This is a genomic window from Pseudomonas guariconensis, from assembly GCF_040822035.1.
GTDB lineage: Bacteria > Pseudomonadota > Gammaproteobacteria > Pseudomonadales > Pseudomonadaceae > Aquipseudomonas > Aquipseudomonas guariconensis.
The window spans coordinates 1827611-1853381 of sequence record NZ_CP162012.1 but is presented as its reverse complement, the minus strand read 5'-3'; the positions used below and the strand labels follow the sequence as shown (position 1 = coordinate 1853381).

Below are 25771 nucleotides of genomic sequence, written 5' to 3'. Positions count from 1 at the left end.
CATGCGGACGTGGACGAAAGGCTCTTTGCGGTTTATCAGTCAGATGACGATGGCGACTGGCATATACCTGCTCGCAATGATCGTTGACTCCCGGCTACTAGCTACACCTCAAACGGCTAGAGAAATAATAGGGTTGCTGGACTTCGTAGAGCACAGTGACTGCAAATTTGTCCGCAACGGATCTGAATATTCAGGTCCCCGTGCGCGAGCGCATCTAGAGCAGAAGCTGCATTATCTCCAAAGCAAAAACATGGTGAAAAGCGCGGAAGAATTCATTGACCTCGCTGCCACTAAAAGCACTATGAGTGGACGCGCCTACAAGGTGCGATGCGCAGAAGGTGTGGAGCCGGCAGGTATCTGGTTGCACAGAGAACTGCAGAGGCAACGAAAATTTCAATAATCTTCTAGTAAACCATGGGCGCTGCCCGATCCGCCGAATCCATCGCTGACAGATATCGAGCAATGCCATGAATAGTATGATTAATTTTGGCTGGAGCATGTCCATTATGGGTCGATACAGTTGAAAAAAGTCAGACTTTCAGTTCGCCAGCACCCCGGCATAAAACTGCTTTGATGCGCTGGCGATGCGCTGGTACTTACGCTGCTGCCGGTTAATGCCGCGGATATCTAGAAAAAATATCTCTGCACTACGCCAGAGCAGCATCCACGCGGTGACGGTAACGACTCCCACGGGGATGGTGCCTTCAATGCCCAGAGCTGTGCCTGCCAGCACCAAGGCCAGTGCCAAGCCCAGGAGCGTCAACGCTACCAGGCGTTGGGTGCGAATATCCCCTCTGAGTTGTTCCCTCTTTTCCGCAAAGGTATTACTGATGGCCTGCTGCAGGCGTTCACGCTCCTCTTCTGGACAGCGAATGTGCAGGCACAGCTCGTGGTGGTACCAGGCGCTATCTGACAGGTAGTCCACCAGCTCGGGGCTTAACTTGGGGTTGTCCGGCGAGGCAAACGGATTGAGGTAATCGTGGGTAATCGTCAGATCGATTGTTTTAGTCATAACGAGCCTTTACCTAGTTGAGCTGTGAACGGTGACTTGAGTGTTCGAGGTAAAGCTAGTCGCAAGACAACTGCTCTGCCTGATCGGCAGTCGGACGCGCGGTAGCAGACGCGTATTTATCCGGAATGCGTCGGCTTATGTGGGCCGTGAACGCCTCCATCAGCGCTGACTGCTATCACGCTCTGCGTGAGGTACATCAGGCAGCGTGCAGCGCATGCGCGGATAAGGGTTAGAGGCAGTTGTTGGCCCTTCTCTACTTGTAATCCCTGGCGGCTTTGGGTCGAGAGCGGCCACTCGTGATTGGAGATTTCGTCCCAAAGCGGACGCTAAATCTTGCTGCTTTGTAGCAGCCTATCGCCGGCAAGCGCGTCTCAAGGTTTACAATCGAATGCCGTATTCAGGAAAAGCCGATGCTATACACCATCGCCCCAGAGGAGTGCCAGAGCTTTGTACGAAAGCTGGCACGGAAAATCGACATTACAAGTGACCTTCCGGCGCATATTTTCCTTGATCAGAACCTTTGTTATTGGTTCTTTGAGCGGTCACTTCTTTCTGACTTGGACCTGCTTGAAAGTCTGTTGATCGAAAGCCATCTGCAATTCTCAAGCGGGATGGGAGTGCTGTTTTCATGGGGCACCCGCGATTGCGTGGGCAGGTTCTTCGATGGCCGAAATACAGAGGAGAGTGTGCTTGAGCTTCAGCGCCAATCATTCCTATCAGACACGCCGCTGGAAATGCCGCACTTAGTATTCAGCCCGACCTATGAATGGCTTGCCTATGAAAGTGCTTTCGAAGAGTGGGGCGTGTTGGCAATGGACCGCTCCCTGATAAACACTGATTTTGCAGGGTATCTTAATCGTGAATTCATCAGCATCGGGGAAGCGTGGAGGCTCAGCAAGCTGGAGGACTTCAATGGCATGTTGGCTAGGGCTTTCCTCCACAATTACGCCTGCGTTTGAGGATTGATCAGTAATCTACCGGCATTATTCGCTGGGAAACTAACGCCGTGTATTGCCCACTTCCAAGGGCTGCTCTGGGTCGATAGCTGCCGGTCGTGGATGACCGCTATCAACCCATTGCAGCCATTCGAGATAGGGCTATTCATTCCCGCCAGAAGTGGACGCTCGATCCACACCCGTTTTCAGCCAAAAAGAAAAGCTGAATCTCTCCGCAGGCCTGCACTGCTAAAGTTTCCGGCTCACCAGCCGACAGTTGTTTATCCCATTTCACGGATGATTTGAATGTTCCGCTCTCTTTTCGCCGGCGTTGCTTTGCTCGCCTCCGGCGCAGCCTGCGCTACTCCCGTACAGGCCGTCACCACGCCCGATCAACTGTTGACTGAATTCTCTCGTTGCGATGCGCATTTCTTCGAGCGGCTGCGCGATGCGCGTCTGCCAGCAGGAACCTTGCGTCTGAGTGATTACGGCTCGGTCAAGGCTCCGACCATTTTGAATCCGTTACAGGAAGGGGGCACTTACCAACACTTCGAAACGCCTCTAATGGTCAATGGCGTGGCTCTTATTGGCTATTACAACCACGCCGAAACTATAAAGAACGTCGGCAATTTCCTGTTCTGGGGTTTCGTAGCCGATGGTTCGCCTAAAGAGGTGGCAGCGAAACTCAAGCCGCTGATCGTTGACAACGCACGCTTTGTCGGGCAAGGCAAAGCCATTGCTCGCGCTGAAATCCGCCGCGTCGGAGACCCGATCGGCCAATGGCGAACCGAAGGACTAACCGGTCCTGGCGTCGCCACGCCGTTTGGTTTCGTAGACCGCGTGCTGATCGTCGACACTGGCGACACGGTACCGCCGCTGGCGGGCCACACCACTGTGCTCTGCTCGCTTCAAGGCACTGTGACCGCGCCGCTCCTGCAGGTCTATCGCCCTGATCTCAATGCACATCTGCTCGACTGACAAGGATGCCTAACGTGAATGCTCGCTGGCCCATTATCATCGCCTGCACCGTCATCCTCACAGGTTGTGCTGGGATGCAAAACCCGAAAAACCCCAACCTGATCCACTGCACTAATCAGTTCAAAGCGCACAAAGTCGCAAACTACCCTCTGGCGTTGCAGGAGGGTGATCTATGCCTGCAAAAGAATACGCTGTCCGCTTCGCTGCAAAGTTTGGTTTACGCGGTGCAGGCGGATGCGTATAGCAACCTCAAGCGCTTCCCCGAAGCCGTGGTCGCCAAGGAAAAATCCATGCAGCTCGACGGTAAGCCTAGCCCACGCGACAACCTGGATTTGAGCGCCATGTATCGTGACGCTGGCAATCCGAAAAAGGCGCTCGAACTCGTCCAGTACAACCTTGATAACGGAATCGGAGAGGCAGGCAAAGGCACCGGCTTTCACATGCCGACCTATTATCATTTGGGCCTCGCGCTGACAGATCTTGGGCAATACCGGGAGGCCGCCGAAGCCTTCAGCACGGGCCTTCAGCGCCAGCCAGACTACGCATGGGCCTATTATGCGCGTGGAATAGCGTACGACCATTTGGAGAGTCAAGATGATGCCAAAGCCGACTTCATGAAGTTCTCGCAGATGGTCAACAAGAGTTACGTGAAAAATGAGCACAAGGCCAAGCTCGCAGAGTACGGGATTTCGCTGCCCTGATAGGTCAGTGAGTCGCGAGGGACTGTTATCGACCCATAGTGGCCGTGGCTCTTCGAAGTTGCAGGGGCGCCACGGCGCCCCTGTCTAGGATCACGTAGACATCCGTCGCATGATCAACTCACCATCAATGACTTCACCGGTCTCGACGAAGCCTTCGGATGCATAGAGACGTCGCGCGCCGACGTTTTCGGGGTCAACACCAAGGGCGACGCTTGGTCCCCCAGGCAAGGAGTGGAGATGAGCCATGAGCGCTCGCAGGGCCGCACGCCCGTAACCACGGCCTTGGTGGTTGCGATCAATCATCAGGCGGTAGATCCACCGGCTGTTCTCATCCGGATCGAGGGCGTGCATTAGGAAACCTACTAGCTCACCAGTCTGCACGGCCTCTTCCAAATGCTCCGAAACCGTAGAAAAAATCAGATTCCCCCTCTTCCTCGTAGTCCATTTCCCAAACACACTCCCGCCACCTTTTTTCCGTTGCGGGTGCTCTGGCAGGGCTCTAGTCTCGGCGAGCCGTTGCACTTCAACGACGCGGCTTTGACAGGCCGCAACGGAACGCAGGGGCATAGCTTGGCCTTCAATGGCGGCTGTGTGTGGGGCACGTTCGCGTGCGCCGGTCTTCCTGTATTCCACCGGTCTGTCAACCCATACGCAGCTGCCACCCACCTGTTTGACAGCAGGTCGTGTGCAGCACTATCGGGAATACAGGAGTTGCCATGCTGAAAAACGATCTTCGATCCATCTCGCTATCCCTTTCTCAAAGCACGATCCCCAGCCTCAACGCAAATTCAATCCATTCGGATCGTAGCTCACCATCCAATCCCGCTACTCCCACTTTCGATTCAGGTTTTGGGCTTGCGTGTCCAACCCTAAGACGCTGCATTTAAGCCTTTAACCATGTGCTATCTGCGCCGGCCCATTCGCGAGTGAATCCGCACCCACAGAGGTTTTGCGTTGTCGTGGGGGCAGCGGTGTGCCTGCGGGGCGGCGCTGATCATTTCAGGGAGATCGAACAATGACCACGAAGGACATCGAGCCGAGGACGGTGGGCAGGACGAAGTTCTACCAGGGCGAGGGCATGACCGCGCCGCTGTTTTGCATCGAGCCTGGTATCTCGGAGTTGATGGGGTATGTGGGGGACATGACCCTAACAGGCGCGATGGACGACAAGCCGCAGTTGGTATGGGCGTCGCACTATCTGGCGGCGTTAGCGAAGGCGCTGATGGATGATGCGGAGTTGGGCATGATGGGCTGAGGTCAAGGTGCTGTTGGATTCAGGGCTGCTTTGCAGCCCTTGCGCCGCGTTGGGGCGCGAAGCGGCACCGGTCAGGGCCCCGGGGCAACCAGGCGATAGCCTACGCCGGCTTCGGTGATGATGAACCGCGGCGCAGTCGGATCATCCCCCAACTTCTGCCGCACGTGGGCGACGACGATGCGCAGGTAATGGGTGTCATCGACGTGCGTCGGCCCCCAGATGTCCTTGAGCAGTTGCTGCTGGGTGATGACGCGGCCGGGGTGGCCGGCGAGCTGGGCGAGCAATGCGTACTCTTTGCGGGTCAGGGCTACTTCCGCACCGTCGAGGGTCACCTTGCGAAACGCAAAGTCCACCACCAAGGGGCCGAAACTTACGCTCGACTGGACAGCGTCGGCCTGGGACGTCTGGCGCAGCAAGGCGCGGATGCGGGCAAGGAATTCCTGGATGCCGAAAGGTTTGGTCACGTAGTCGTTGGCGCCGCCATCGAGTGCGTCGACTTTCTGTACTTCACTCGCGCGCACCGAGAGCACCAGCACTGGCACGGCGCTCCATTCACGCAGCTCGCGCAGCACCTGTTGGCCGTCCATGTCGGGTAGGCCAAGGTCGAGCACCACCAGGTCCGGCTTGCTCAGCGCGGCCTGGGCGAGGCCTTCGGCGCCGGTGGCGGCTTCGATGACTTTGTAGCCTTGTGAGGCGAGGCTGATGCGCAGGAACTTGCGGATCTGCGGCTCATCGTCGATGACCAGCAGGGTGGCGGACTGACTCATGGGGCTTCGCTTTCAGGCTCAGGTTGTGGAGGCAACGGCAAGCATAGAGTGATGCAGGTGCCCTGACCATCGATGCCGTCGCCGACGAGGATCTGCCCGCCGTGGGCGCCGATCATGCCTTGGCAGATGGCAAGGCCAAGGCCGGTGCCCTGCCCTCCCCGGTCGCCGCGGGCTGCGGTGTAGAACATGTCGAAAATCTTCTCGCGCTCACTCACCGGAATGCCCGGGCCTTGGTCGCTGACGGCGAAGTGCAGTTGCTCGTTCTGCTCAGAGACTTGCAACGCCAGGCGCCCGTTGACCGGCGAGAAACGGGCCGCGTTTTCCAGCACGTTGACCAGCGCCTGTTCGATCAGCGCCGGATGCACGAACAGCAGCGGCAGCTCGGGCGGCACATCGGTGTGCACACGCAGCGGAGCCAGGACCACGCGCAGGCGGTTGAGGGCGCTGCCGACGATGTCGGCCGGGGCGACCCAGTCGCGGGCGAGCTTGAGGCCGCCGTGGCCGAGACGAGTCATGTCCAAGAGGTTCTGGATATAGCGGTCCAGGCGTTCGGCTTCGTTGCGGGTGCCTTCGAGCAGCTCTTGGCGATCGGCCGGGGGGATGGCGTCGCCCAGGGCCAGCAGGCTGTCGATACTGCCGCGCATGGCGGTCAGGGGGGTGCGCAGGTCGTGGGAAACAGAGGCCAGCAGTGCACTGCGCAGTTGTTCGGTCTCGCCATGCAGGCGCGCGGCCTCCAGTTGCTCGCCCAGGCGGGCGCGAGCCAGGGCCTGGGCCAGGGGTTGGCCGAGAGACATCAACAGGCGTCGGCGTTGGGGGCTTAAGGTCTCCCCTGTGCGTGGGCGCACGCCAAGCAGGGCCAGGGGTTGATCGTCCACCGCGAGCGGCCACCACCACCAACGCCCATCAGGCAGGGTGTCGCTGCCGTGCCCGGCGGCCTGGCCGTGCTGCCAGGCCCATTCGGCGGCGGCGCGTTCGTTGTTGGTCAGTTGCGGTTCGTGGCTGCTGGTGGCTTGCAGCAGGCCCTCAGCATTGCGCTCGAGCAGGCAGGCCTGCATGTCCTGCCAGGCGCCCAGGTGCTGGCCGGCGGCGTTGAACACAGCCTGGCGGTCCGTGGCCACGGTGAGACGACGTGAGAGGTCCAGCAGTTGCGTGGTCTCGGCCTGGGTTTCGCGCAGGGCCTGCAACTGACGGCGCTGGCGGGCGGCGAGGTTGCCGGTGAGGCCCGCCATGAGCAGGAAGAACACCAGGGTGAGCACGTCTTCTTCGCGCTGGATGGCGAAGGAGAAGTTCGGCGGGATGAACAGAAAGTCATAGGTGAGAAACGACAGCGCCGCGCAGGCCAGCGCCGGCCCCAGACTGCTGCGCACCGCCACCAGCAGCACGGCAGCGAGGAACACCAAGGAAATATTGGGCAGCGCCAGCACACTGGATACCGCCCACGACAACCCTGCTGCCAGCACGGTGGCCACCAATGCCAGCAGGTAATGGCGCCAGACCCACACGCGCTGCACCGCCGAGGGTGCTGTGCGGGGTTGGGTGTCGCGGTCGAGGACGTTGATTTCCAGGCCGTGGCTTTCTCGCAGCAGGCGCGCGGCCACGCCTGCGCCGAACAAGCGACGGCGCAGCCGATCGCGGGACTGGCCTACCAGCACCAGGCTGGCCCGGCGTTCGCTGGCGTGCTGGATCAGGGTGCGGGCCACTTCGCCGGCACGCAGCACGACCACTTCGCCGCCCAGACGCTCGGCCAGTTGCTGGGCGGCCTGCAGGCGCTGGCGGGCGGTCTCGTCGCGCAGGCGGCCGTTGTCCACGTGCACCAGGCTCCAAGGCAAGTGGCGGCGCTGGGCAACGCGACTGGCATGGCGCACCAGGCGTTCGGCCTGCTCGTCACCGTCCACGCCCACCAGCAGGCGCCCGCGCAGGGCCGGGGCCTCCTGACCGCGCTGGCGGTAGCCGTGGGCGAGGTCGGCATCGACCTGAGCGGCGGCGGTCTGCATGGCCAGCTCGCGAAGGGCGGTGAGGTTGGTCTGGGAGAAGTAGGCGTCGATGGCCGCCCTCGCCTGCTCCGGCACATAGACCTTGCCCTCGCGCAGGCGCATGAGCAGCTCACGCGGTGGGAGGTCGATCAGCACCAGCTCGAAGGCTTCCTGCAGGACCCAGTCCGGCAGGGTCTCGCGGACCTGAACGCCGGTGATGTCGCGGACTTTGTCGTTGAGGCTTTCCAGGTGCTGGACGTTGACGGTGGTGTAGACATCGATGCCGGCAGCGAGCAGTTCCTGCACGTCCTGCCAGCGCTTGGCGTGGCGGCTGCCGGGGGCGTTGGTGTGGGCCAGTTCGTCCACCAGGGCCAAGGTGGGGGCGGCCTTGAGCAAGCCGTCGAGGTCCATCTCCTCGAGGGTCACGCCGCGGTAGTCGGTACGCAACAAGGGCTGCTGGGCCAGGCCGCCGAGCAGCGCCTCGGTTTCGGCGCGGCCGTGGGTTTCGACGATCCCGGCCAGCACTTGCACGCCCAGGCGTTGCTGGGCGTGGGCGGCCTGGAGCATGGCGTAGGTCTTGCCCACGCCGGGGGCGGCGCCGAGAAATACCTTGAGCTTGCCACGACCTTCGCGCGGCAGGCCCGCCAGGAGCGCATCGGCGCGGGCGGAGTCACTCATGTTTCATCCTTCGATTTCAGAGAGCCTGGAGCCTGCTGTGCAGGCCGCAGGCTTCGCTAGCTCCGATAAGGCTCAGGAACCGGAGGGCATCGGGGCCAGGCGCTCCAGCGCCTGGTTCAGCGCCAGCACGTTGACCACAGGCGGGCCGATCAATGGGTGGAGGGTGGACGCTTCCACCAACGCTTGCAAGCGCTGCACCGGCACTTGCCGCGCCGACGCCACACGGGGCAGTTGGTAGGCCACGGCATCGGGCGGCAGGTGCGGGTCCAGGCCGCTGCCGGAGGTGGTCAGCAAGGCCAGGGGTACAGGGCCTTGCTGGGGTTGATAGAGCGCAGAGGCCTCGGCCTTGACCCGCTCGGCCAGGGCCGGATTGCTCGGCGAGAGGTTGCTGGCGCTGCTGGCGACGGTGGCGTAGGCGCCGGCCGACGGGCGCGAGTGGAACCAGGCATCGCCAGTGAAGTCCTGGGCGATCAAGGCCGAGCCGCGCACCCGCCCCTGCTCGTCACGTACCAGGCTGCCATTGGCCTGCTCAGGGAAGGCGACCTGGGCGATGCCGGTCACCGCCAAGGGATACAGCGCGCCGGTGACCAGGGTCATCAGCAGGGCCAGGCTCAGGGCCGGGCGCAGGTAAGTGGTCATGTCCATCTCCTTCAAACCAGGTGCAAAGCGTTGAGCAAGAGGTCGATCGCCTTGATCCCGGCAAACGGCACGATGATGCCGCCCACACCGTAGATCAGCAGGTTGCGTCGCAGCAGGTGGGCCGCGCTCGCCGCCTGGACGCGCACGCCGCGCAGTGCGAGCGGGATCAGCACGACGATGATCAGCGCGTTGAACACGATGGCCGAGAGGATCGCGCTCTGCGGGCTCTGCAGTTGCATGAGGTTGAGCACGCCCAACTGCGGGTAGATCACGGCGAACAGCGCCGGCAGGATGGCAAAGTACTTCGCCACGTCGTTGGCGATGGAGAACGTGGTCAGCGCACCGCGGGTGACCAGCAGCTCCTTGCCCACCTGGACCACGTCCAGCAACTTGGTCGGGTCGCTGTCCAGATCGACCATATTGGCCGCCTCGCGCGCGGCCTGGGTGCCGTCGTTCATGGCCATGCCGACATCAGCCTGGGCCAGGGCGGGGGCATCGTTGGCGCCGTCCCCGCACATGGCCACCAGACGGCCGTCGTTCTGTTCCTGGCGGATGCGCGCCAGCTTCTTCTCCGGCGTGGCCTCGGCCAGCACATCGTCGACCCCCGCTTCGGCGGCAATGGCAGCGGCGGTCAGCGGGTTGTCGCCCGTCACCATCACCGTACGGATCCCCAGCTTGCGCAGCTCGGCGAAACGCTCGCGAATGCCGGGCTTGACCACATCCTTGAGGTGGATCACTCCCAGCAAACGCTTGTCGATGCACACCAGCAGCGGTGTGCCACCGCTCTGGGCGATACGCTCGACTTCACGGGCCAGCGGCGTGGGCATCTCCAGGCGTTGCAGGCCGACGAAGGCCAACACCGCATCGACCGCGCCCTTGCGGTAGCAGCGTTGCTGGAAGTCGATACCCGAGAGCCGCGTCTCGGCACTGAAGGCAATGGCTTCGAACTGGTTGGCCGAAGGTTCGATGAACGCCTGTTGCTGACGTAGGTATTCGACAATCGACTTGCCCTCGGCAGTGTCGTCGGCAAGCGAGGCGAACAACGCGCCCTCCCCCAGTTCCCGCGCGGTGATGCCGGGCGCGGCATGCAGTGCACTGCAACGACGGTTGCCGAAGGTGATGGTGCCGGTCTTGTCGAGCATCAGCGTGTGCACGTCACCCGCCGCCTCCACCGCACGGCCGGAGCGGGCGATGACGTTAAGGCGCACCAGGCGGTCCATGCCGGCGATGCCGATGGCCGAGAGCAGGCCACCGATGGTGGTGGGGATGAGCGTGACCAACAGCGCAGCAAGGAAGATCAGCGGCAGGCTGCCACCCGAAAAATGGGCGAACGGCTGCAACGTCACCACCACGATCAGGAAGATCAACGTCAGGCCGATCAGCAGGATATCCAGGGCGATTTCGTTGGGGGTCTTCTGGCGTTTGGCGCCTTCGACCAAGGCGATCATGCGATCCAGGGTCGACTCGCCGGGGTTGCTGGTGATGCGGATCAACAGCCAGTCCGAAACCAGGCGGGTGTTGCCGGTCACCGCCGAGCGGTCGCCGCCGGACTCACGGATCACAGGGGCCGACTCGCCGGTGATGGCCGCCTCGTTGACCGCAGCGATGCCTTCGAGCACCTCGCCGTCACCGGGGATCAACTCGCCGGCAACGACCTTGACCACATCGTCCTTGCGAAGCTGGGTGGCGGGCACGGTCTCGAAGCGGCCATCGACGGTGCGACGCTGGGCGGTCAGGCCCTGACTGCCGGCCTTGAGGCTGTCGGCACGGGCCTTGCCACGGCCTTCGGCCAAGGCTTCGGCGAAGTTGGCGAACAGCACGGTGAACCACAGCCACAGGGCGATCTGCAGGGCTACACCGGTTCCCACACCACTGCCGGGGACGAAGCACAGTAGCGTGGTCAGCAGCGCGGTCAGGGCGACCACCAACATCACCGGAGAGCGTTTGAGTTGGCGGGGGTCGAGCTTGACGAAAGCCTGGACCAGAGCCGGACGCCAGAGCGCGGCGAAGCGGGTCTGGTCCACGGCGGTGCGGTTGGCTTTGACATCAGGAATAGGCATGTTCATGGGAGGTCCTCAGAAGCCCAGGCTCAGGTGTTCGGCAATCGGCCCGAGGGCCAGGGTCGGCAGGAAAGTCAGGCCACCGACCAGCACAATGGTCACCAGCAGCAGGACCACGAACAGCGGCCCATGGGTGGGGAAGCTGTTCAGCCCCTGGGGCGCGCTCTTCTTCGCTGCCAGGCTGCCAGCCAGGGCGAGCACCGGCAGGATGTAGCCGAAGCGGCCGATAAGCATGGCCAGGCCGATCATCAGGTTGTGGTACGGCGTGTTGGCACCGAAACCGGCGAACGCCGAACCGTTGTTGGCGGTGCCGGAGGTATAGGCATAAAGCAGTTGGCTGAAGCCGTGGGCACCGGGATTGGTCACGGCACTGGCAGGCCCGGGGAGGCTCGCGGTGATGGCGCCGAGCACCAGCACACCCACCGGCATCACCAGCAAGGTCGCCACCAGCAGTTGCACCTCCCGCGCCTGGAGCTTCTTGCCCAAGTACTCTGGCGTGCGACCGATCATCAGGCCCGCCAGGAACACGGCGATCAGCACGAACAGCAACATGCCGTAAAGGCCTGCGCCGACGCCGCCGAAGATCACCTCGCCGACCATCATATTGACCATGGCCACCATGCCCGTGAGCGGGTTGAGGCTGTCATGCATGGCATTGACCGAACCGTTCGAGGCGGCGGTGGTGGTCACGCTCCATAGCACCGAGGCGGTGGTGCCGAAGCGGCTTTCCTTGCCTTCGAGCGGCGCGGTCTGTTGTACCTGGGCGCTTTCCAAGGCAGGGTTGGGCTGTTGCTCGGACCACAGCGCCGTAGCGCCGCCGATCAGGAACAGGCCCAGCATGCAGGCGAGGATCGCCCGGCTCTGGCGCAAGTCTTTGACGTAATGGCCGAAGGTGAACACCAGCGCTGCCGGAATGAGGATGATCGATGCCACCTCGAACAGATTGCTCCAGGCTGTGGGGTTCTCGAACGGGTGCGCCGAGTTGACGCCGAAAAAGCCGCCGCCGTTGGTGCCCAGTTGCTTGATGGCGATCTGGCTGGCGGCCGGGCCAAGGGGAAGTGCCTGGTCGCTGCCTTGCAAGGTCAGTGCGTGGGCGTAGTCGGCGAAGGTTTGCGGCACGCCCTGCCACACCAGCAGTAGTGCCAGCACCAGGCACAGTGGCAGCAGCACGTAGAGGGTGGCGCGGGTCAAGTCGACCCAGAAATTGCCTAACGTGGTGGTGGAGCGACGGGCAATCCCTCGGCACAGGGCGACCAGCACGGCAAGACCGGTGGCGGCGCTCACGAAGTTCTGCACAGTCAGGCCGATCATCTGGCTCAGGTAGCTGACCGACGCTTCACCGCTGTAGGCCTGCCAGTTGGTGTTGGTCATGAAACTGACTGCAGTGTTGAACGCCAGCGTCCATTCCTGCCCCGGCAGCTGCTGCGGGTTCAGCGGCAGATACCCCTGGAGCAGGAGCACGGTGAACAGCAATACGAAGCCGACCAGGTTGAAGGCCAGCAAGGCCAGGGTGTATTGCTTCCAGTTCTGCTCCTGCTCGGCGCGTACACCGGCCAGGCGGTAGCAACCGTGCTCCAGCGGGCCGAGCACCGGTGTCAGCCAGGTGCGCTGCCCTTCCATCACCTTGAAGCAAAAGCGCCCGAGCCAAGGTGCTGGCAGCAGCACGATGGCGAAGAACGCCAACAGCAATAGATAGTCGTAGCTGTGCATGGCCGCCCCTTAGCTGCGATCGGCGCGCAGCAGCGCCACCAGCAGGTACATCGCCAACGCCACTGCCAGCAGCAGTGACACCCCGTCCAGCATGTTCATGTGCGCATCTCCCTTGGTACGGCGCATGGGCCGCTTTAGGGAAATTGTCCGAGGGAGGAGCGTAAAGGGACGAGATGGGGGGTGGGGTCAGGGCATAAAGAGTGCGTAAAGATCAGCCTTTTCGGCAGCCGCCATCGTCGCGGGTACCCCGCAAGGATGGCGGCATGGAGAGCCTTGGCCTGACTACCGCTGGGGTGTCTGCTGCCCCGCGTTACGGCTCCAGTCCAGCAGCAGGCTATAGCCCACCGCCAGCAAGGTCGGCCCGATGAACAGGCCGATGAAGCCAAAGGCGATCAGCCCGCCGAACACCCCGAGCAGCACGATCACCAACGGCAGGTTGCCACCGCGGCTGATCAAGTACGGCTTGAGGACGTTGTCGACGCCGCTGATGATGAAGGTGCCCCACAGGCCGAGGAACACCGCCATGCCGTACTCACCCTTCCACACCAGCCAGCCGGTGGCAGGTATCCAGGCCAGCGGCGGCCCCATGGGAATCAGGCTGAGCATGAAGGTCACCAGCCCCAGCACGATGGCGCCCGGCACACCGGCGATCAGGAAGCCGATCAAAGCCAGCAAGCCTTGGGCCGCGGCAGTGCCGATCACGCCGTTGACCACGCGCTGCACGGTGCCAGCCACCAGGTCCAGGTAATACTCGGCGCGTTCCCCCATCAACCGCTGCAACAGGCGCAGCACGAAGGCCGCCAGGCGCGGCCCGTCACGGTAGAAGAAGAACACGAACACCAGGCTCAGGGTCAGCTCCAACGCGCCGCTGCCAATCTGCGCACTGCGCGCCAGAAGCCAGTTGCCGACCTGCCCCAGGTGCGGCTTGACCGAGGCCAGCAAGGCCGCGCCCTGTTGATCCATGGAATCCCACCAGCGCACCAGTCGCTCCCCCACCAGGGGGATGCTGCCCAGCCAGTCGGGGGCGTCGGGCAAGCCGTCGACCTGCACGTCCCGGATGAACGCGGTGGCATCACGGATGTGGTCGGCCAGATTGAAGCCGAGCCACACCAGCGGCAAGGCCACCACCAGGATCCACACGGCGGTCAGTAGGCTCGCGGCGAGCGTTTCGCGCCCGCCCAGCACGCGGGTGAGCAAGCGCATCAGCGGCCAACTGGCGAAGGCCAGGATGGCGCCCCAGAGCAATGCCGAAATGAAAGGCGCCATCACCCACAACCCGGCCCCGAGCAGGGCCAGCAGCAGGATCTGGATCAGCAGGCGGTCATTGTTGGGCATGGAGGGACTCATTCAACGGATCAGCTCAAGGTGCAGGCCATCGGTGGGTGCCGTCCCGACTTCCAGGCGGGTACTGCGCACGCCGGCGTTTACCAGTTGCTCGCGCCAGGCTTCGGCCTGGGCGCCGCTGAGGCTGGCGCGCAGGGTGCTGTCCAGGTTCAGGCTGCGCCCGAGCAAGGCCACCCAGGTGGGCTGCGGTGCGGCAAGGTCAGGGTAGTCCAGCTTGCCGGTGTCGCGCAGTTCGCGCAGCACCGTGGCTGGTGTCGGCAACAGCTCGCCCAGAGGCTGGTCGGCCACGAACTCCTCGACGTGCAGGTAGGCGCGGCGATTGCCACGGGTGACGCTGTAGAGCGAGACCAAGGTGTCGGCCTCTTCGGCGGAGCGGCGCAGGAGGATGAACGCCTGTTGCTCGTCACCACCATTGAGGCGGGCATTGGCGAATACTTCGTTGGCCCACAGGCTGGCTTCGCCGCAATCGCGGCCCTGGCACCAGAACAGCGGATAGCCCCCCTCGCGCTGCAAGGCCTCGCGGGCACTGGTGAAGGCCTCGCGGGCAGTCCGTTCGACAGGGAGCTGATAGGTGACGGAACTGACCTGACCGCGGCTTTCGACTTTTTCGTCCACCCTCAGGCGGCCGCTGATCTTGCGTAAAGGGCCCATGGGATAGACCCGCTCCTGCTCCACGGCCGGACGCTGGTCGACCACTTTGGCATCCACCGGCACGGGCAGGCTGCCGGCCCACGACAAGGGGCTGGCCAAGCCCAGGCAAACGGCGATCAGTGTGCGCGTGATCATCGGCCACCTGTCACGCACAGGGCGCCGATGGGGTAATCCAGGATGTCTGGCATGTGCATGGTTGTCTCCGTGTTCAACCCGCCAAGCCTCGACACTTGTCCTGTGCAAGTCAAGAAAAGCCGAAGAAGCGATTGAAACAGTCTGCAACAAGGGTTGCGCCCGGTTCGTCATTCAAATGCAGGTGATGGCCACCGGGCAGCGTGACCTGCTCAAAGGGTAGCTGCTCCAGCAAGGCTGTGTGCTGCGCGAGCATGCCATCGGCCGCCACCACCAGGCAGGCCGGGCATGCGACCCGATGCACGAAGGCCATGGCCTGCGCCTCGTTCAGGCGTACCGGTGATGGCAAGGTCAGGCGGCTGTCGCTGCGCCAGCTGTAGCCGCCCGGCACCGGCATCAGGCCACGCTGGGCCAGCAGCTCGGCGGCTTCGCGGCTGACCGCGACCATGCCTTTCATGCGCGCCTGCACGCCATCTTCAAGGGTCGCGTACACCGACTTGTGCTTGCCATCCAAGCGCAGTTGCGCCTGCAGCGCCATGCCCAAGCGTTCGGCGGCGTCCTGCTCGCGGGCCGTGGGCGGGATCACGCCGTCGATCAACGCCAGGTGGCTGATGCGATCGGGCAAGGCTCCCGCCAGCTGCACGCTGATGATTGCGCCCAACGAGTGTCCGAGCAGACCAAAGCGCTTCCAGCCCAGTTGCTCGGCCACCCGCAGCACATCGTGGGCGTAGTCGGCCAAAGCGTAACCGGCGCCGACAGGGCGATGCTCGGAATAGCCATGCCCGGCCAGGTCCAGGGCGACTACGCGCAGCCCGTCGAGGCGCGGCGCCAGGCGGGCGAAGCTGTTGGCGTTGTCTAGCCAGCCATGCAAGGCGATCACCGGCAGACCGTCATCCGGCCCGAACAGGTGCGCCGCCAGCTCGATATGGCCGAGGCTCAGACGGATCTCTTCGACATGCGTGCTCATGCTCGACTCCAGCGATCGAACAGGCCCTTGATCAAGTGCGCTGTATCCCCCGGCCGCTCCAGCGGGAACATGTGCCCACCGGGCAGGCTGTGGTATTCGCCCCGGGGAATGCCGCGCACCGCCAGGGCATGGTGGCGGCGGATCACCCGGCTCTGGTCGCCACGCACCACCGCCAGCGGTACCTGCAGCTGGCGCGCTGGCGCCGGGCTGACGTGGGGGATACTGCGGTAGATGTCGATCTCGGTCGTGGGGTCGAAGCGCAGGCGCAAGCCCTCCTGGGTGGCTTGCAGGCCGTGCTCCAGATACGCCTCCAGGCAATCGGGGTCGAAGTGGCGGAACAACGTCTTGCCGGCGAAGTAGGCCCGTGCGCTGTCACGGTCGGGGAATGCCTCGCGACGCCCCAGGGTTCGCCCGGCCGGGGTGATGCGGTCGATGAAGCCCAGGCGCTTGGCCGCGCGGATCATCCACTGGTCGGCGCGGGTCAGCACAGGCGAATCGAGCATTACCACGCCTCGGTAGTACTGCGGGCAACGTAGCGCGGCATGCAGGTGCAGAAGGCCACCCAGGGAATGGCCGACGCCCCAGACCGGCTGCCCCTGCTGGGCCAGGTGGTGAAGCAACTCATCGACCAGGTTCTGCCAGTTGTCGTTGACCGGGAATCGGGGGTCGTGGGCATGTTGCGCCAGGTGCTGGACCTGGTAGTCCGGCGCCAGGGCGGCGAACAACTTGCCGTAGGTGGCCGAAGGGAAGCCATTGGCGTGGGCGAAGAAGATCTGCTGCGACATGGCGGCCTGGTCTGAATGGGAAGTGATGGCCCATTGTCGGCATGGCGTGCTGGGGCGGCAACGTTCGGAAAGGTCATCGCTGAGGGCGATCCGGACATGCCTGGCATGTGTGTCGCCTTCTTCGCGCGTGAACCCGCGAAGAAGGTACCGTCAACAGCCAGGGTCAGCCGGCGTGGTACAGCCCGTGCAAGGTCATCAACCCAGCCAGCGGCCAGTCCCCTTCCAGCTCAGCCAGGGTCGCTGTGCTCAGCGGCGCCGGTTGCTGGCCATGGCCGTGTTCGAGCATGCCTACCAAGGTGCCGACCAAGGGTTGGTGACTCACCAGCAGCACGTGCTCCAGGCCCAGTTGGTCCAGCTCGCCGATCACCTGCCCGACATCGCTGTCGGGGGTGAGCCAAGGCACGGTACGCACCGGCTCATCCAAGCCCAAGGCGTCGTGCACCAGAGCGGCTGTCTGCTGGGCTCGAACGTACGGGCTGGCGATGATCGCCTGCAGCGGTTGGCCCAACAGGCGCGCGGCACTACGCAGCACCTGCTCGCGACCATGGTTGGTCAGGCGCCGCTCGGCGTCGGTGTTGGCGCGTGGCTCGGCCTCGCCGTGGCGCAGCACCCAGACCTTCACAGCTTGGGCTCCTGATCACGCACCGGATGAGGCGCCGAGGCAACTTCGTGAGGCACTTCGCCTTCAGGGGCGCGAGGGGTCGGCCAGTCGGCGAACGGCCAGGGCTTCTGGTCGCTGTGGAAGGTGCCAAAGCGGCCGATCTGCGCCAGGAACTGGCTCAGGCTGTCGCCGAAATTCATCAGGCTACCGCTGGGCGCGCCATAGACCAGGCGGTAGATCAGCTGGACCAGCACCAGGCCACCCAGCAACAGTTGCGCCATGTGCCAGACCAAGAGGAACACCAGCATCCACAGTACCCGCAGGATGATCGATTCGCGCTGGGCGCGGTTGGCTGTGTCGTTCATGCATGTGCTCCGGGATCAATTGAAACCGCTGATGGAAATGAAATCGACGTCGGTCTTGGGCTCGGCGCGCATCAGGTGCTCGATCACCTGGTTCAGCGTACGCCCCTCGAAGAGGATCGCGTGCAGGCCAGCCACCAGCGGCATGTACACCTGTACCTCCTGGGCCTTGGCCTTGAGTACCTTGAGGGTGTTGACCCCTTCGGCCACCTCGCCCAGGCGACTCACCGCCTGCTCCAGGCTCAGACCCTGGCCCAGGGCATGGCCGACCTGATAGTTGCGGCTCTTGGGCGAGGAGCAGGTGACGATCAAGTCGCCAACCCCGGCCAGGCCCAGGAAAGTCATGGGGTTGGCGCCCTGGCTCACGGCGAAGCGGGTCATCTCGGCCAGCGCGCGGGTGATCAGCATGCTCTTGGTGTTCTCGCCCATGCCCAGGGCGACGGCCATGCCGGCAATGATGGCGTAGACGTTCTTCAACGCGCCGCCGAGTTCGACGCCGAAGCGGTCGGCGCTGGCGTAGACGCGGAAGGTGCGGCCATGCAACACCGCCTGCACACGTTGGCAGAGGGCTTCGTCCTCACTGGCGACCACGGTGGCGGTCAGGGCGTGTTCGGCGATCTCGCGGGCCAGGTTCGGCCCCGACAGCACGCCGATGCGGGCCTCGGGCGCGATCTCTTCGAGGATCTGGCTCATCAGCTTGAAACTTTGCGCCTCGATGCCCTTGGTCAGGCTGACCAGACCCTTGCCGCGCAACAGTTCGGCATGGGGCGCCAGCACGCTGCGCAAGGCGCTGGAAGGTAGCGCGACGAAGATCAGGTCGCAGGCCTGCAACGTGGCCAGCAGGTCGTTGACAGGTTCCACCCCGTCCTGCAGGCGAATGCCTTTGAGGTAGCGAGGATTCTCGCGATTGACGCGCATGGCCTCGGCCTGCTCGGGGTCACGCATCCATTGCCGGACCGGCACGCCGTTTTCGGCCAGCAAGTTCGCCACGGCGGTGCCGAAGCTGCCGCCCCCAAGAACTGCAACAGGTTGCTGTTCAGTCATATCCAATCCGTTAAAGCCAATAAGTTAAGTTGGCGACCGGGGCATTATACGGCGCGCATGCGACAGAGCCAGTGGCAGTGCCAGCCCTGCGTATGGATATCAAATCGCACTGGCAAAACCCAAGCGGTCAGTTAACATGCCTGTTTCATCTCTGAAACAAGGCCGTACCGTGTTCCCTGGCACGCCACCTTACCCTCGCCTGCTGTTGCTGACTGCCCTCTTGGGCGGCCCGGCCCTGGCCGATGACATGTTCCTCGACAACCAGGACCTGCCGCAGGTTCTGACCGCGACACGCCTGAAACAATCCCCGGCCGCCGTACCTGGCAGCATGACGGTGCTCGACAGCGAACTGATCCGCGCCAGCGGCGCACGCGACATTCCCGAGCTGATGCGCCTGGTACCCGGCATGATGGTGGGCTACGTCGCCGGCAACCAGCCGACCGTCAACTACCATGGCAGCAACGTCAACGACGCGCGGCGCATGCAAGTGCTGATCGATGGCCGCTCGGTGTATCGCGCAGGCCTTGCCACGGTGGACTGGAGCGACATCCCGCTGGCCATCGAGGACATCGACCGGATCGAGGTATTCCGCGGCCCCAACACCGTGAGTTACGGGGCCAACGCCTTGATGGCCGTGGTCAACATCCTCACCCGCAACCCCGCCGACAGCCATGGCACCCGCGTGAAGGTGACCCGCGGCCAGGACGGCATCAACGATTACTACGCCAGCCAGGGCTTCGGCTGGGAAGGCGGCGACATGCGCCTGTCGCTGTCCGGCATGCAGGATGATGGCTTCGACGAGGACCAGTTCGGCAACGACTACCGCGACAGCCGCCGCCTCAACCGCTTCAACCTCAGCGCCAGCCACAACCTGGCGGTCAACCAGACCCTTGAATGGCAACTGGCGGCCAAGGAAGGGAGCAATCAGCGGCCCTATACCTATCAGCCGGTGTTTCCCTTCGTGACCGCCCGAGGCGACAACGCCGACGTCAATGCCAAGGACTATGCGGGCTCGATGCGCTGGAACATCGATTTCAATCCCGAACACAGCCTGTATGTCCAGGGCTCGGCCCAGCACTTCGACCGGCAACAGGTCTGGCTGGCCTGCGATGCGGCCATCGCCTTCAGCCCGGAGCTGACGCGGCTCTGGCAGATCAACCCGGACTATGCCGAGCAAGTGGCACGCAACGCCAACAACCCGCCTCCCAGCAGCGACCCCGTGCAGAACGCCCTGCGCGATCAGATCGCCAGCCAATGGGCCAATGGTGGTCGTGAAGTGGTTTGCGGCGATGTGGACCAAAGCACTCGGGAAACCCGCTTCGATCTCGAGGTCCAGGACACCCTGAGCCTGACCGACAACCTGCGTCTGCTCAGCGGAATGAACTACCGTTATGATCGCGCCGACTCGCAGACCTACTTCAACGGCAGCCTGGACGACCAGACCTGGCGCCTGTTCGGTCAACTGGAGTGGCGCGCCGACGAGCACTGGATTCTCCAGGGTGGCGCGATGTTCGAGGACTCGCGCCTGTCGGGCAGCTCGCTCACCCCGCGCATGGCGGTCAACTACCTGATCACCCCGCGTCACGGTTTGCGCGCGGTGTACTCCGAGGCGGTGCGCTCGCCGGACATGTTCGAGAACAACGTCAACTGGAGCTACACGGTCAACAACCTGACCCCCAACGTGTATGGGTTGCAGCACGGCGAATACTTCGTCAAGACCCGCGGCCCTGGCGACCTCGAACAAGAGCGCATGCGCTCGCGGGAGCTGGGCTACAACGGCAATTTCAGCGACATCGATTTGAACATGGATGTGAAGTTGTTCTATGACGAGATCACCGGAATGATCAGCGAGCCGTTGCGCAACAACCAGTACATCGCCAGCAACGCCAACAAGGCCCGCTTCAGCGGCAGCGAAGCGCAGCTGGACTGGCGCCCTACCCTGCGTGACCGACTGCGCCTGACCTACGCCTACGTCGATGCCTGGGCCAGCAACCCCAGCGACCGACGCCTGAGCGCACGCAACAGTGGCTCGGCCGGCTGGATGCGCGAATGGGGCCAGGGCTGGTCCAGCGCCCTGTTCTACTACGGTGACGACGCGCTCAACCAGTACCGCTACGAACGCCTCGACCTGCGCGTGGCCAAACGCTTTCGCATCCAGGGCAGCAATCTTGAGCTGGCTGCGCTCTGGCAGCAGCGCCTGGATGACGAGCCGGTCACCGTGCCGCAGAACCGCTACGACAGCCGTCACCGCTTGAGCGTGAGCGCGGAGCTGGAGTTCTGATGGCCTTGTTGCTGCGCCTGTTGCTGTTCTGCCTGTGGCCTTTGGGCGCGGTATCAGCCAGCGAGATTCTGTTGGTAGGCGCCAGCGACCAACCAGGCGTACGCAGCTTCGTCTCCGCCCTGGAAGCGCGCCGTCCCAACGACCAGGTGCATTTCAAGACCGTCGACGCCCTGCCCAAGCCAGGGCAGTTGAAGGCTGATGTGCGCCTGGTGCTGCTCGACAGCGCAGCATTCGAATGGCGCCTGGGCGAGGCCGCTGGCCCTCCGGCGCTGGCCTTGCGGGTCAGCCGGGTACAGGCGGAACAACGCCTGGGAAAGTCGCGTCCCGCCTACCTGTGCCTGTTGTGGAGCGATCCACCGCCTGGTCGGCAATTGCGCCTGACGCGCTACTTGTTGCCACAGGCGCGACGAATCGGTGTGCTGTACGGCGAACATAGCCGCTTCATGCTTGACGAACTGCGCCTGGCCGCCCGCCCGCTGGGCCTTGAGATCGTCGCACAGGACTGGCCGGACCCGCGCGACAGCCGCCCGCTGCAACACCTGCTGAGCAACAGCGATGTCCTGCTGGGGATCGACGACCCCGACCTGTACAACTCCAAGACCGCCAAGAACGTCCTGCTCAGCAGCTATGGCCGGCAGATGGCGCTGATCGGTCCCAACGCAGGTTTTGTCCGCGCCGGGGCGCTGGCCAGCACCTTCAGCGACCAGGACGACTGGCTAGCGGTGCTCGACCAATTGCTCGACCGCTCGCCCGCCAGTTGGCCGCGCAGCCACTACCCCACGCACTATGGGGTCAGCGGCAACCAGCAAGTGGCTCGCGCCCTGGGGCTGGAGCCGATCGACCCCAAGGCCGCCGCCGTGGTCCTGGCCGAAGGAGAGCCCACCCCATGAGCAACCGCCTGAGCTGGGACATCCACACCCGCACCCAGATCATCAGCCTGGGCCCCGCCCTGTTGCTGACCCTGCTGCTGATCAGCTTCTTCACCTTCGTGCGTCTGCAGGACCTGCGACAGGAGCTCAACCATACCGGGCAACTGATCGCCAACCAGTTGGCTCCCGCCTCCGAATATGGCGTGATTTCCGGCAACAATGAGGTACTCGAAAGCCTCATGCGCGCGACCCTGAGCATTCCGCACGTACGCTTTCTCGAGGTGCAGGACAGCCGCAACCACATCCTGGTGTACGTCGAGCAGAACGGCGAGAACGTCAACCGTGCCCAGCGCGTGGAAGTGTTCCAGGCGCCGATCCGCCTGCAGCAGATCCGCCTGGACAACGACTTCTTGCAACAGGGCAACGCGCCTGCTCCCAGCATTGGCGATGACTATCTGGGGCGGGTGATCGTGGGCATGTCCGACGATGCCTTCAGCCAGCGCCAGCAGGAAATCGTGATAAAGGCCGGCATCCTGGCCCTGTTCGCCTTGCTGTTCACCTTTCTGCTCGCCCGCCGCCTGGCCATGAGCCTGGCCAAGCCGATCAGCGACATGGGGCATGCGGTCAAGGCCATCCAGAAGGGCGAATTCAAGACCCAGGTGCCGGAAGTCGACGACAGCGAGCTGGGGCACCTGGCCCGACACATCAACAACCTGGCCAGTGCCTTGGAGAAAGCCAGCACCGAGCAGAAGCAGGCCATGGCGCAGATGATTCAGGCGCGTGAGGAGGCCGAGCAAGCCAACCGGACCAAATCGGAGTTCCTGGCGATGATGAGCCATGAACTGCGCACCCCCATGAACGGTGTCCTGGGCATGCTGCAACTGCTCGAGACCACCCCGCTGACCAGCGAGCAGGCTGACTACACCGCCGTGGCCAGCGAATCCACCGGGCATCTGCTCAAGGTGATCAACGACATCCTCGACTTCTCGCGGATCGAGCGCACCACGCTGGAACTCGAACACATCGCCTTCAACCTGGGCGAGCTGATCAGCAGCAGCGTTCAGTCGTTCCAGCACAGCGCCCAGCAGCGCGGGCTGGGCCTGCATTTGCAGCTCCCCCAAGGCATCGACCAGTTGCAGGTCACAGGCGATCCGACACGGATCCGCCAGATCTTGCTGAACCTGATCGGCAACGCCTTGAAATTTACCGAACACGGCCAAGTGGAAGTGGAGGCCCGCTGGCGGGCCCTGGATGCCCAACAGGTGTGGTTCACCTGCGCGGTGCGTGACACCGGCATCGGCATCGACAGCGACCGCCTGGAGATGATGTTCGTGGCCTTCCAGCAGGCCGACAGCTCGATTTCCCGTCGCTATGGCGGCACAGGCCTTGGCCTGGCGATCGCACGGACCCTCGCCGAGCGCATGGGCGGGCAGTTGCGCGGCGAAAGCCGCGAAGGGCTGGGCTCGACCTTCACCCTGGAAATGCCTTTGGCCCTGGCCAGCGCCACGGCGACCTTGCTGCCGGCCCAGGACGTCGAAGGCCAAGCGGCCTGGGAAGGCGGGCAGATCCTGCTGGTAGAAGACAACCCGGTCAACCAGAGCGTCATCGAGGCCATGCTGCGCAGCCTGGGCTTCGATGTCGTCACCGCCCTCGATGGTCTTCAGGCCGTCGAGCAGGTGCTTGAACAACGCTTCGCCGCCGTGCTGATGGACTGCCGCCTGCCCGTTGTGGACGGCTACGAGGCCACTCGGCGTATCCGCCTGCTGCCCAACGGCGCGCAGGTGCCGATCATCGCCCTCACGGCCAACGCGCTGCAGGGCGATCGCGAGCGATGCCTGGCAGCGGGGATGAACGACTACCTGAGCAAGCCTTTCAAACGAACGGAACTGCAGCAGGTGCTGCAACGCTGGTTATCCGGACGGACAGCCGCGACTGGCGATTAACGCCGAAATGCGGCAGTCTAGGGAGATAGAGGCCAGAACGCGGCTTGTCCGGTGTCGGTGACGGGTCGCCCGACGACGCAAAGCAACCGAATTAACCGCCGTGGCCACTAGACAGGACCTGCATAGGCCCTGAAAATAAGCGTTTCAGTGCACACCTGTACTTCTTTGCCAGGTGCGCTGTGACTTTCACCACAACGCAATAGTCTACCTGTAGGCTGCCGTCTCGGACTCAACCGCCGAGCCGGCCGGGAAGATTCAGCCCCAGCCGCACGGGGATTATTGAGGAGCTCGCATGACCAAACAAAACGCCTTTACTCGGGAAGATTTGCTGCGCTGCAGTCGCGGTGAGCTGTTCGGCCCAGGTAATGCGCAACTGCCCGCCCCGAACATGCTGATGGTCGATCGCATCACCCATATCAGCGCCGAAGGCGGCAAGTACGGCAAAGGTGAATTGGTCGCCGAGCTGGATATCAATCCGGACCTGTGGTTCTTCGCCTGCCACTTCGAGGGCGACCCCGTCATGCCAGGCTGCCTGGGCCTGGATGCCATGTGGCAACTGGTCGGTTTCTTCCTTGGCTGGCAGGGTCTGCCAGGCCGCGGCCGCGCCTTGGGCTCGGGCGAAGTGAAATTCTTCGGCCAGGTACTGCCTTCGGCCCAGAAAGTCACCTACAACATTCATATCAAGCGCGTCCTGAAGGGCAAGCTGAACATGGCCATCGCCGATGGCTCGGTCAGCGTCGACGGCCGCGAGATCTACACCGCCGAAGGCCTGCGGGTCGGCGTGTTCACCTCCACTGACAATTTCTAAGGGTTATTCGCATGCGCCGCGTCGTTATCACTGGTCTGGGCATCGTATCGTGCCTGGGCAATGACAAAGCTACCGTCACCGAAAACCTGCGCAACAGCCGTCCGGGTATCCGTTACAACCCGGAATACAAGGAAATGGGGCTGCGTAGCCAGGTTTCCGGTTCCATCGACCTCAACCTCGAAGAGCTGATCGACCGCAAGGTCTACCGCTTCGTCGGCCATGCCGCTGCCTACGCCTACCTGGCCATGCAGGACGCGATCAAGGACGCCGGTCTGACCGAGGAGCAAGTCTCCAACCCGCGTACCGGCCTGGTTGCAGGTTCCGGCGGCGCCTCCACCCTGAACCAGATGGAAGCCCTGGATACCCTGCGCGAGAAAGGCGTCAAGCGCGTCGGCCCGTACCGCGTCACCCGCACCATGGGCAGCACGGTATCGGCGTGCCTGGCCACCCCGTTCAAGATCAAGGGCATCAACTACTCGATCTCGTCGGCATGCGCCACCTCCGCACACTGCATCGGCACCGCCCTGGAGCAGATCCAGTGGGGCAAGCAGGACATCGTCTTCGCCGGCGGCGGTGAAGAAGAGCACTGGAGCCAGTCGTTCCTGTTCGATGCCATGGGCGCCCTGTCGACCAAGCGCAACGAAACCCCTGAACTGGCCTCGCGCGCCTATGACGCTGACCGCGATGGCTTCGTCATCGCCGGTGGTGGCGGCATGGTCGTGGTCGAGGAGCTGGAACACGCCCTGGCCCGTGGCGCCAAGATCTATGCCGAAATCGTCGGCTACGGCGCAACTTCCGACGGCTACGACATGGTTGCCCCGAGCGGCGAAGGCGCGATCCGCTGCATGCAGCAGGCGCTGGCCACCGTCGACACCCCGATCGACTACCTCAACACCCACGGCACCTCGACTCCGGTCGGTGACGTCGCCGAGATCAAAGGTGTACGTGAAGTGTTCGGCGACAAGGCTCCGAAGATCAGCTCGACCAAGAGCCTGTCCGGCCACTCCCTGGGTGCCGCAGGCGTACACGAGGCGATCTACTGCCTGCTGATGATGGAAAACAACTTCATCGCCGGCTCCGCCAATATCGACGAGCTGGACCCGGAGGTCGCCGACCTGCCGATCCTGCGCCAGACCGAACAAAACGCCAAGATCGACACGGTCATGAGCAACAGCTTCGGCTTCGGTGGCACCAATGCCACCCTGGTGCTCAAGCGCTGGACTGGCAAGTAACAGCCTGACCTCGCTGCAACGAAAACGCCCCGACTGGTTCGGGG

At 63.4% G+C, this 25771-nt stretch carries 25 protein-coding genes; 10 read left to right on the top strand and 15 right to left on the bottom strand.

Translation table 11 applies throughout. The annotated features are described in order from the left end of the window. Position 1 precedes the first annotated feature (1 nt). On the top strand, positions 2 to 400 hold the full coding sequence (locus tag AB1N67_RS08380) for a DUF5329 domain-containing protein (protein ID WP_367863665.1): 399 nt from the start codon (positions 2 to 4) through the stop codon (positions 398 to 400). Between the two features lie 138 nt (positions 401 to 538). Here AB1N67_RS08380 and AB1N67_RS08375 read toward each other — a convergent pair whose 3' ends face one another. Next, positions 539 to 1012, bottom strand: coding sequence for a hypothetical protein (locus AB1N67_RS08375; protein ID WP_102081772.1), 474 nt, complete (start codon positions 1010 to 1012; stop codon positions 539 to 541). A gap of 410 nt (positions 1013 to 1422) precedes the next feature. Between AB1N67_RS08375 and AB1N67_RS08370 the strand changes: the two genes are divergently transcribed. The 3 genes from AB1N67_RS08370 to AB1N67_RS08360 all read left to right on the top strand — a co-directional run bounded on the left by AB1N67_RS08370 (position 1423) and on the right by AB1N67_RS08360 (position 3626). After that, positions 1423 to 1971, top strand: a complete 549-nt coding sequence (locus AB1N67_RS08370; protein ID WP_289717102.1) for a hypothetical protein — start codon at positions 1423 to 1425, stop codon at positions 1969 to 1971. A gap of 282 nt (positions 1972 to 2253) precedes the next feature. Then, a complete protein-coding gene (locus AB1N67_RS08365; RefSeq protein WP_232095228.1) occupies positions 2254 to 2925 on the top strand; it encodes a hypothetical protein in 672 nt (223 codons plus the stop codon). Between the two features lie 5 nt (positions 2926 to 2930). Beyond that, complete coding sequence (locus AB1N67_RS08360) at positions 2931 to 3626, top strand: tetratricopeptide repeat protein (RefSeq protein WP_090345868.1); 696 nt, start codon at positions 2931 to 2933, stop codon at positions 3624 to 3626. 90 nt (positions 3627 to 3716) lie between these two features. Here AB1N67_RS08360 and AB1N67_RS08355 read toward each other — a convergent pair whose 3' ends face one another. Then, on the bottom strand, positions 3717 to 4193 hold the full coding sequence (locus AB1N67_RS08355) for a GNAT family N-acetyltransferase (RefSeq protein WP_317847379.1): 477 nt from the start codon (positions 4191 to 4193) through the stop codon (positions 3717 to 3719). A 448-nt stretch (positions 4194 to 4641) separates the two neighbouring features. On the opposite strand from AB1N67_RS08355, the gene AB1N67_RS08350 reads away from it, so the two are divergent. After that, the gene (locus tag AB1N67_RS08350) at positions 4642 to 4881 is read left to right on the top strand and encodes a DUF3077 domain-containing protein (RefSeq protein ID WP_102081769.1); all 240 of its coding nucleotides are present in this window, start codon (positions 4642 to 4644) and stop codon (positions 4879 to 4881) included. A gap of 71 nt (positions 4882 to 4952) precedes the next feature. On the opposite strand, the gene AB1N67_RS08345 is transcribed toward AB1N67_RS08350, so the two are convergent. The 13 genes from AB1N67_RS08345 to AB1N67_RS08285 all read right to left on the bottom strand — a co-directional run bounded on the left by AB1N67_RS08345 (position 4953) and on the right by AB1N67_RS08285 (position 18594). Further along, positions 4953 to 5648 (bottom strand): response regulator, encoded by a 696-nt coding sequence (locus AB1N67_RS08345; protein ID WP_090345877.1) that lies wholly within the window; start codon positions 5646 to 5648, stop codon positions 4953 to 4955. Next, the gene (locus AB1N67_RS08340) at positions 5645 to 8299 is read right to left on the bottom strand and encodes a DUF4118 domain-containing protein (protein WP_367863664.1); all 2655 of its coding nucleotides are present in this window, start codon (positions 8297 to 8299) and stop codon (positions 5645 to 5647) included. The genes AB1N67_RS08345 and AB1N67_RS08340 overlap by 4 nt, the downstream gene beginning before the upstream one ends. A gap of 72 nt (positions 8300 to 8371) precedes the next feature. Further along, the gene (gene kdpC, locus AB1N67_RS08335) at positions 8372 to 8938 is read right to left on the bottom strand and encodes a potassium-transporting ATPase subunit KdpC (protein WP_043215936.1); all 567 of its coding nucleotides are present in this window, start codon (positions 8936 to 8938) and stop codon (positions 8372 to 8374) included. Positions 8939 to 8949: 11 nt separating this feature from the next. Further along, positions 8950 to 11004, bottom strand: a complete 2055-nt coding sequence (gene kdpB, locus AB1N67_RS08330; RefSeq protein WP_148921458.1) for a potassium-transporting ATPase subunit KdpB — start codon at positions 11002 to 11004, stop codon at positions 8950 to 8952. A 9-nt stretch (positions 11005 to 11013) separates the two neighbouring features. Next, a complete protein-coding gene (gene kdpA / locus AB1N67_RS08325; RefSeq protein WP_102081767.1) occupies positions 11014 to 12708 on the bottom strand; it encodes a potassium-transporting ATPase subunit KdpA in 1695 nt (564 codons plus the stop codon). A 9-nt stretch (positions 12709 to 12717) separates the two neighbouring features. Continuing rightward, complete coding sequence (kdpF, locus tag AB1N67_RS08320) at positions 12718 to 12807, bottom strand: K(+)-transporting ATPase subunit F (protein WP_043211358.1); 90 nt, start codon at positions 12805 to 12807, stop codon at positions 12718 to 12720. A gap of 183 nt (positions 12808 to 12990) precedes the next feature. Beyond that, entirely contained in the window at positions 12991 to 14043 is a 1053-nt protein-coding gene (locus AB1N67_RS08315) for an AI-2E family transporter (RefSeq protein WP_070574169.1), read from the bottom strand. A gap of 12 nt (positions 14044 to 14055) precedes the next feature. Continuing rightward, positions 14056 to 14838, bottom strand: a complete 783-nt coding sequence (locus AB1N67_RS08310; RefSeq protein ID WP_367863663.1) for a DUF4892 domain-containing protein — start codon at positions 14836 to 14838, stop codon at positions 14056 to 14058. Between the two features lie 109 nt (positions 14839 to 14947). Continuing rightward, positions 14948 to 15802, bottom strand: a complete 855-nt coding sequence (locus AB1N67_RS08305; protein ID WP_182818392.1) for an alpha/beta fold hydrolase — start codon at positions 15800 to 15802, stop codon at positions 14948 to 14950. After that, entirely contained in the window at positions 15799 to 16587 is a 789-nt protein-coding gene (locus tag AB1N67_RS08300) for an alpha/beta fold hydrolase (protein ID WP_043211368.1), read from the bottom strand. The genes AB1N67_RS08305 and AB1N67_RS08300 overlap by 4 nt, the downstream gene beginning before the upstream one ends. Positions 16588 to 16750: 163 nt before the next feature. Continuing rightward, positions 16751 to 17209 carry a phosphohistidine phosphatase SixA gene (sixA, locus tag AB1N67_RS08295; protein WP_182818390.1) on the bottom strand — a complete coding sequence of 153 codons (459 nt, stop codon included), beginning with the start codon at positions 17207 to 17209 and terminating at the stop codon, positions 16751 to 16753. Then, positions 17206 to 17553 (bottom strand): DUF4389 domain-containing protein, encoded by a 348-nt coding sequence (locus tag AB1N67_RS08290; protein ID WP_043211372.1) that lies wholly within the window; start codon positions 17551 to 17553, stop codon positions 17206 to 17208. Before AB1N67_RS08290 ends, sixA begins: the two co-directional genes overlap by 4 nt. Before the next feature lie 15 nt (positions 17554 to 17568). Continuing rightward, the gene (locus AB1N67_RS08285; protein ID WP_043211374.1) at positions 17569 to 18594 is read right to left on the bottom strand and encodes an NAD(P)H-dependent glycerol-3-phosphate dehydrogenase; all 1026 of its coding nucleotides are present in this window, start codon (positions 18592 to 18594) and stop codon (positions 17569 to 17571) included. Positions 18595 to 18730: 136 nt separating this feature from the next. On the opposite strand from AB1N67_RS08285, the gene AB1N67_RS08280 reads away from it, so the two are divergent. From AB1N67_RS08280 to fabB, 5 genes are all read left to right on the top strand, one after another. Then, positions 18731 to 20875, top strand: coding sequence for a TonB-dependent siderophore receptor (locus AB1N67_RS08280; protein WP_177343699.1), 2145 nt, complete (start codon positions 18731 to 18733; stop codon positions 20873 to 20875). After that, a complete protein-coding gene (locus tag AB1N67_RS08275; protein WP_043211378.1) occupies positions 20875 to 21765 on the top strand; it encodes an ABC transporter substrate-binding protein in 891 nt (296 codons plus the stop codon). The genes AB1N67_RS08280 and AB1N67_RS08275 overlap by 1 nt, the downstream gene beginning before the upstream one ends. Continuing rightward, positions 21762 to 23687: an ATP-binding protein gene (locus AB1N67_RS08270; protein WP_070574175.1), complete on the top strand. Its 1926-nt coding sequence runs from the start codon at positions 21762 to 21764 to the stop codon at positions 23685 to 23687. The genes AB1N67_RS08275 and AB1N67_RS08270 overlap by 4 nt, the downstream gene beginning before the upstream one ends. 292 nt (positions 23688 to 23979) lie before the next feature. Beyond that, positions 23980 to 24495: a 3-hydroxyacyl-[acyl-carrier-protein] dehydratase FabA gene (gene fabA, locus AB1N67_RS08265; RefSeq protein WP_043211383.1), complete on the top strand. Its 516-nt coding sequence runs from the start codon at positions 23980 to 23982 to the stop codon at positions 24493 to 24495. 11 nt (positions 24496 to 24506) lie between these two features. Next, complete coding sequence (gene fabB / locus AB1N67_RS08260; RefSeq protein WP_367863662.1) at positions 24507 to 25727, top strand: beta-ketoacyl-ACP synthase I; 1221 nt, start codon at positions 24507 to 24509, stop codon at positions 25725 to 25727. Positions 25728 to 25771 lie beyond the last annotated feature (44 nt).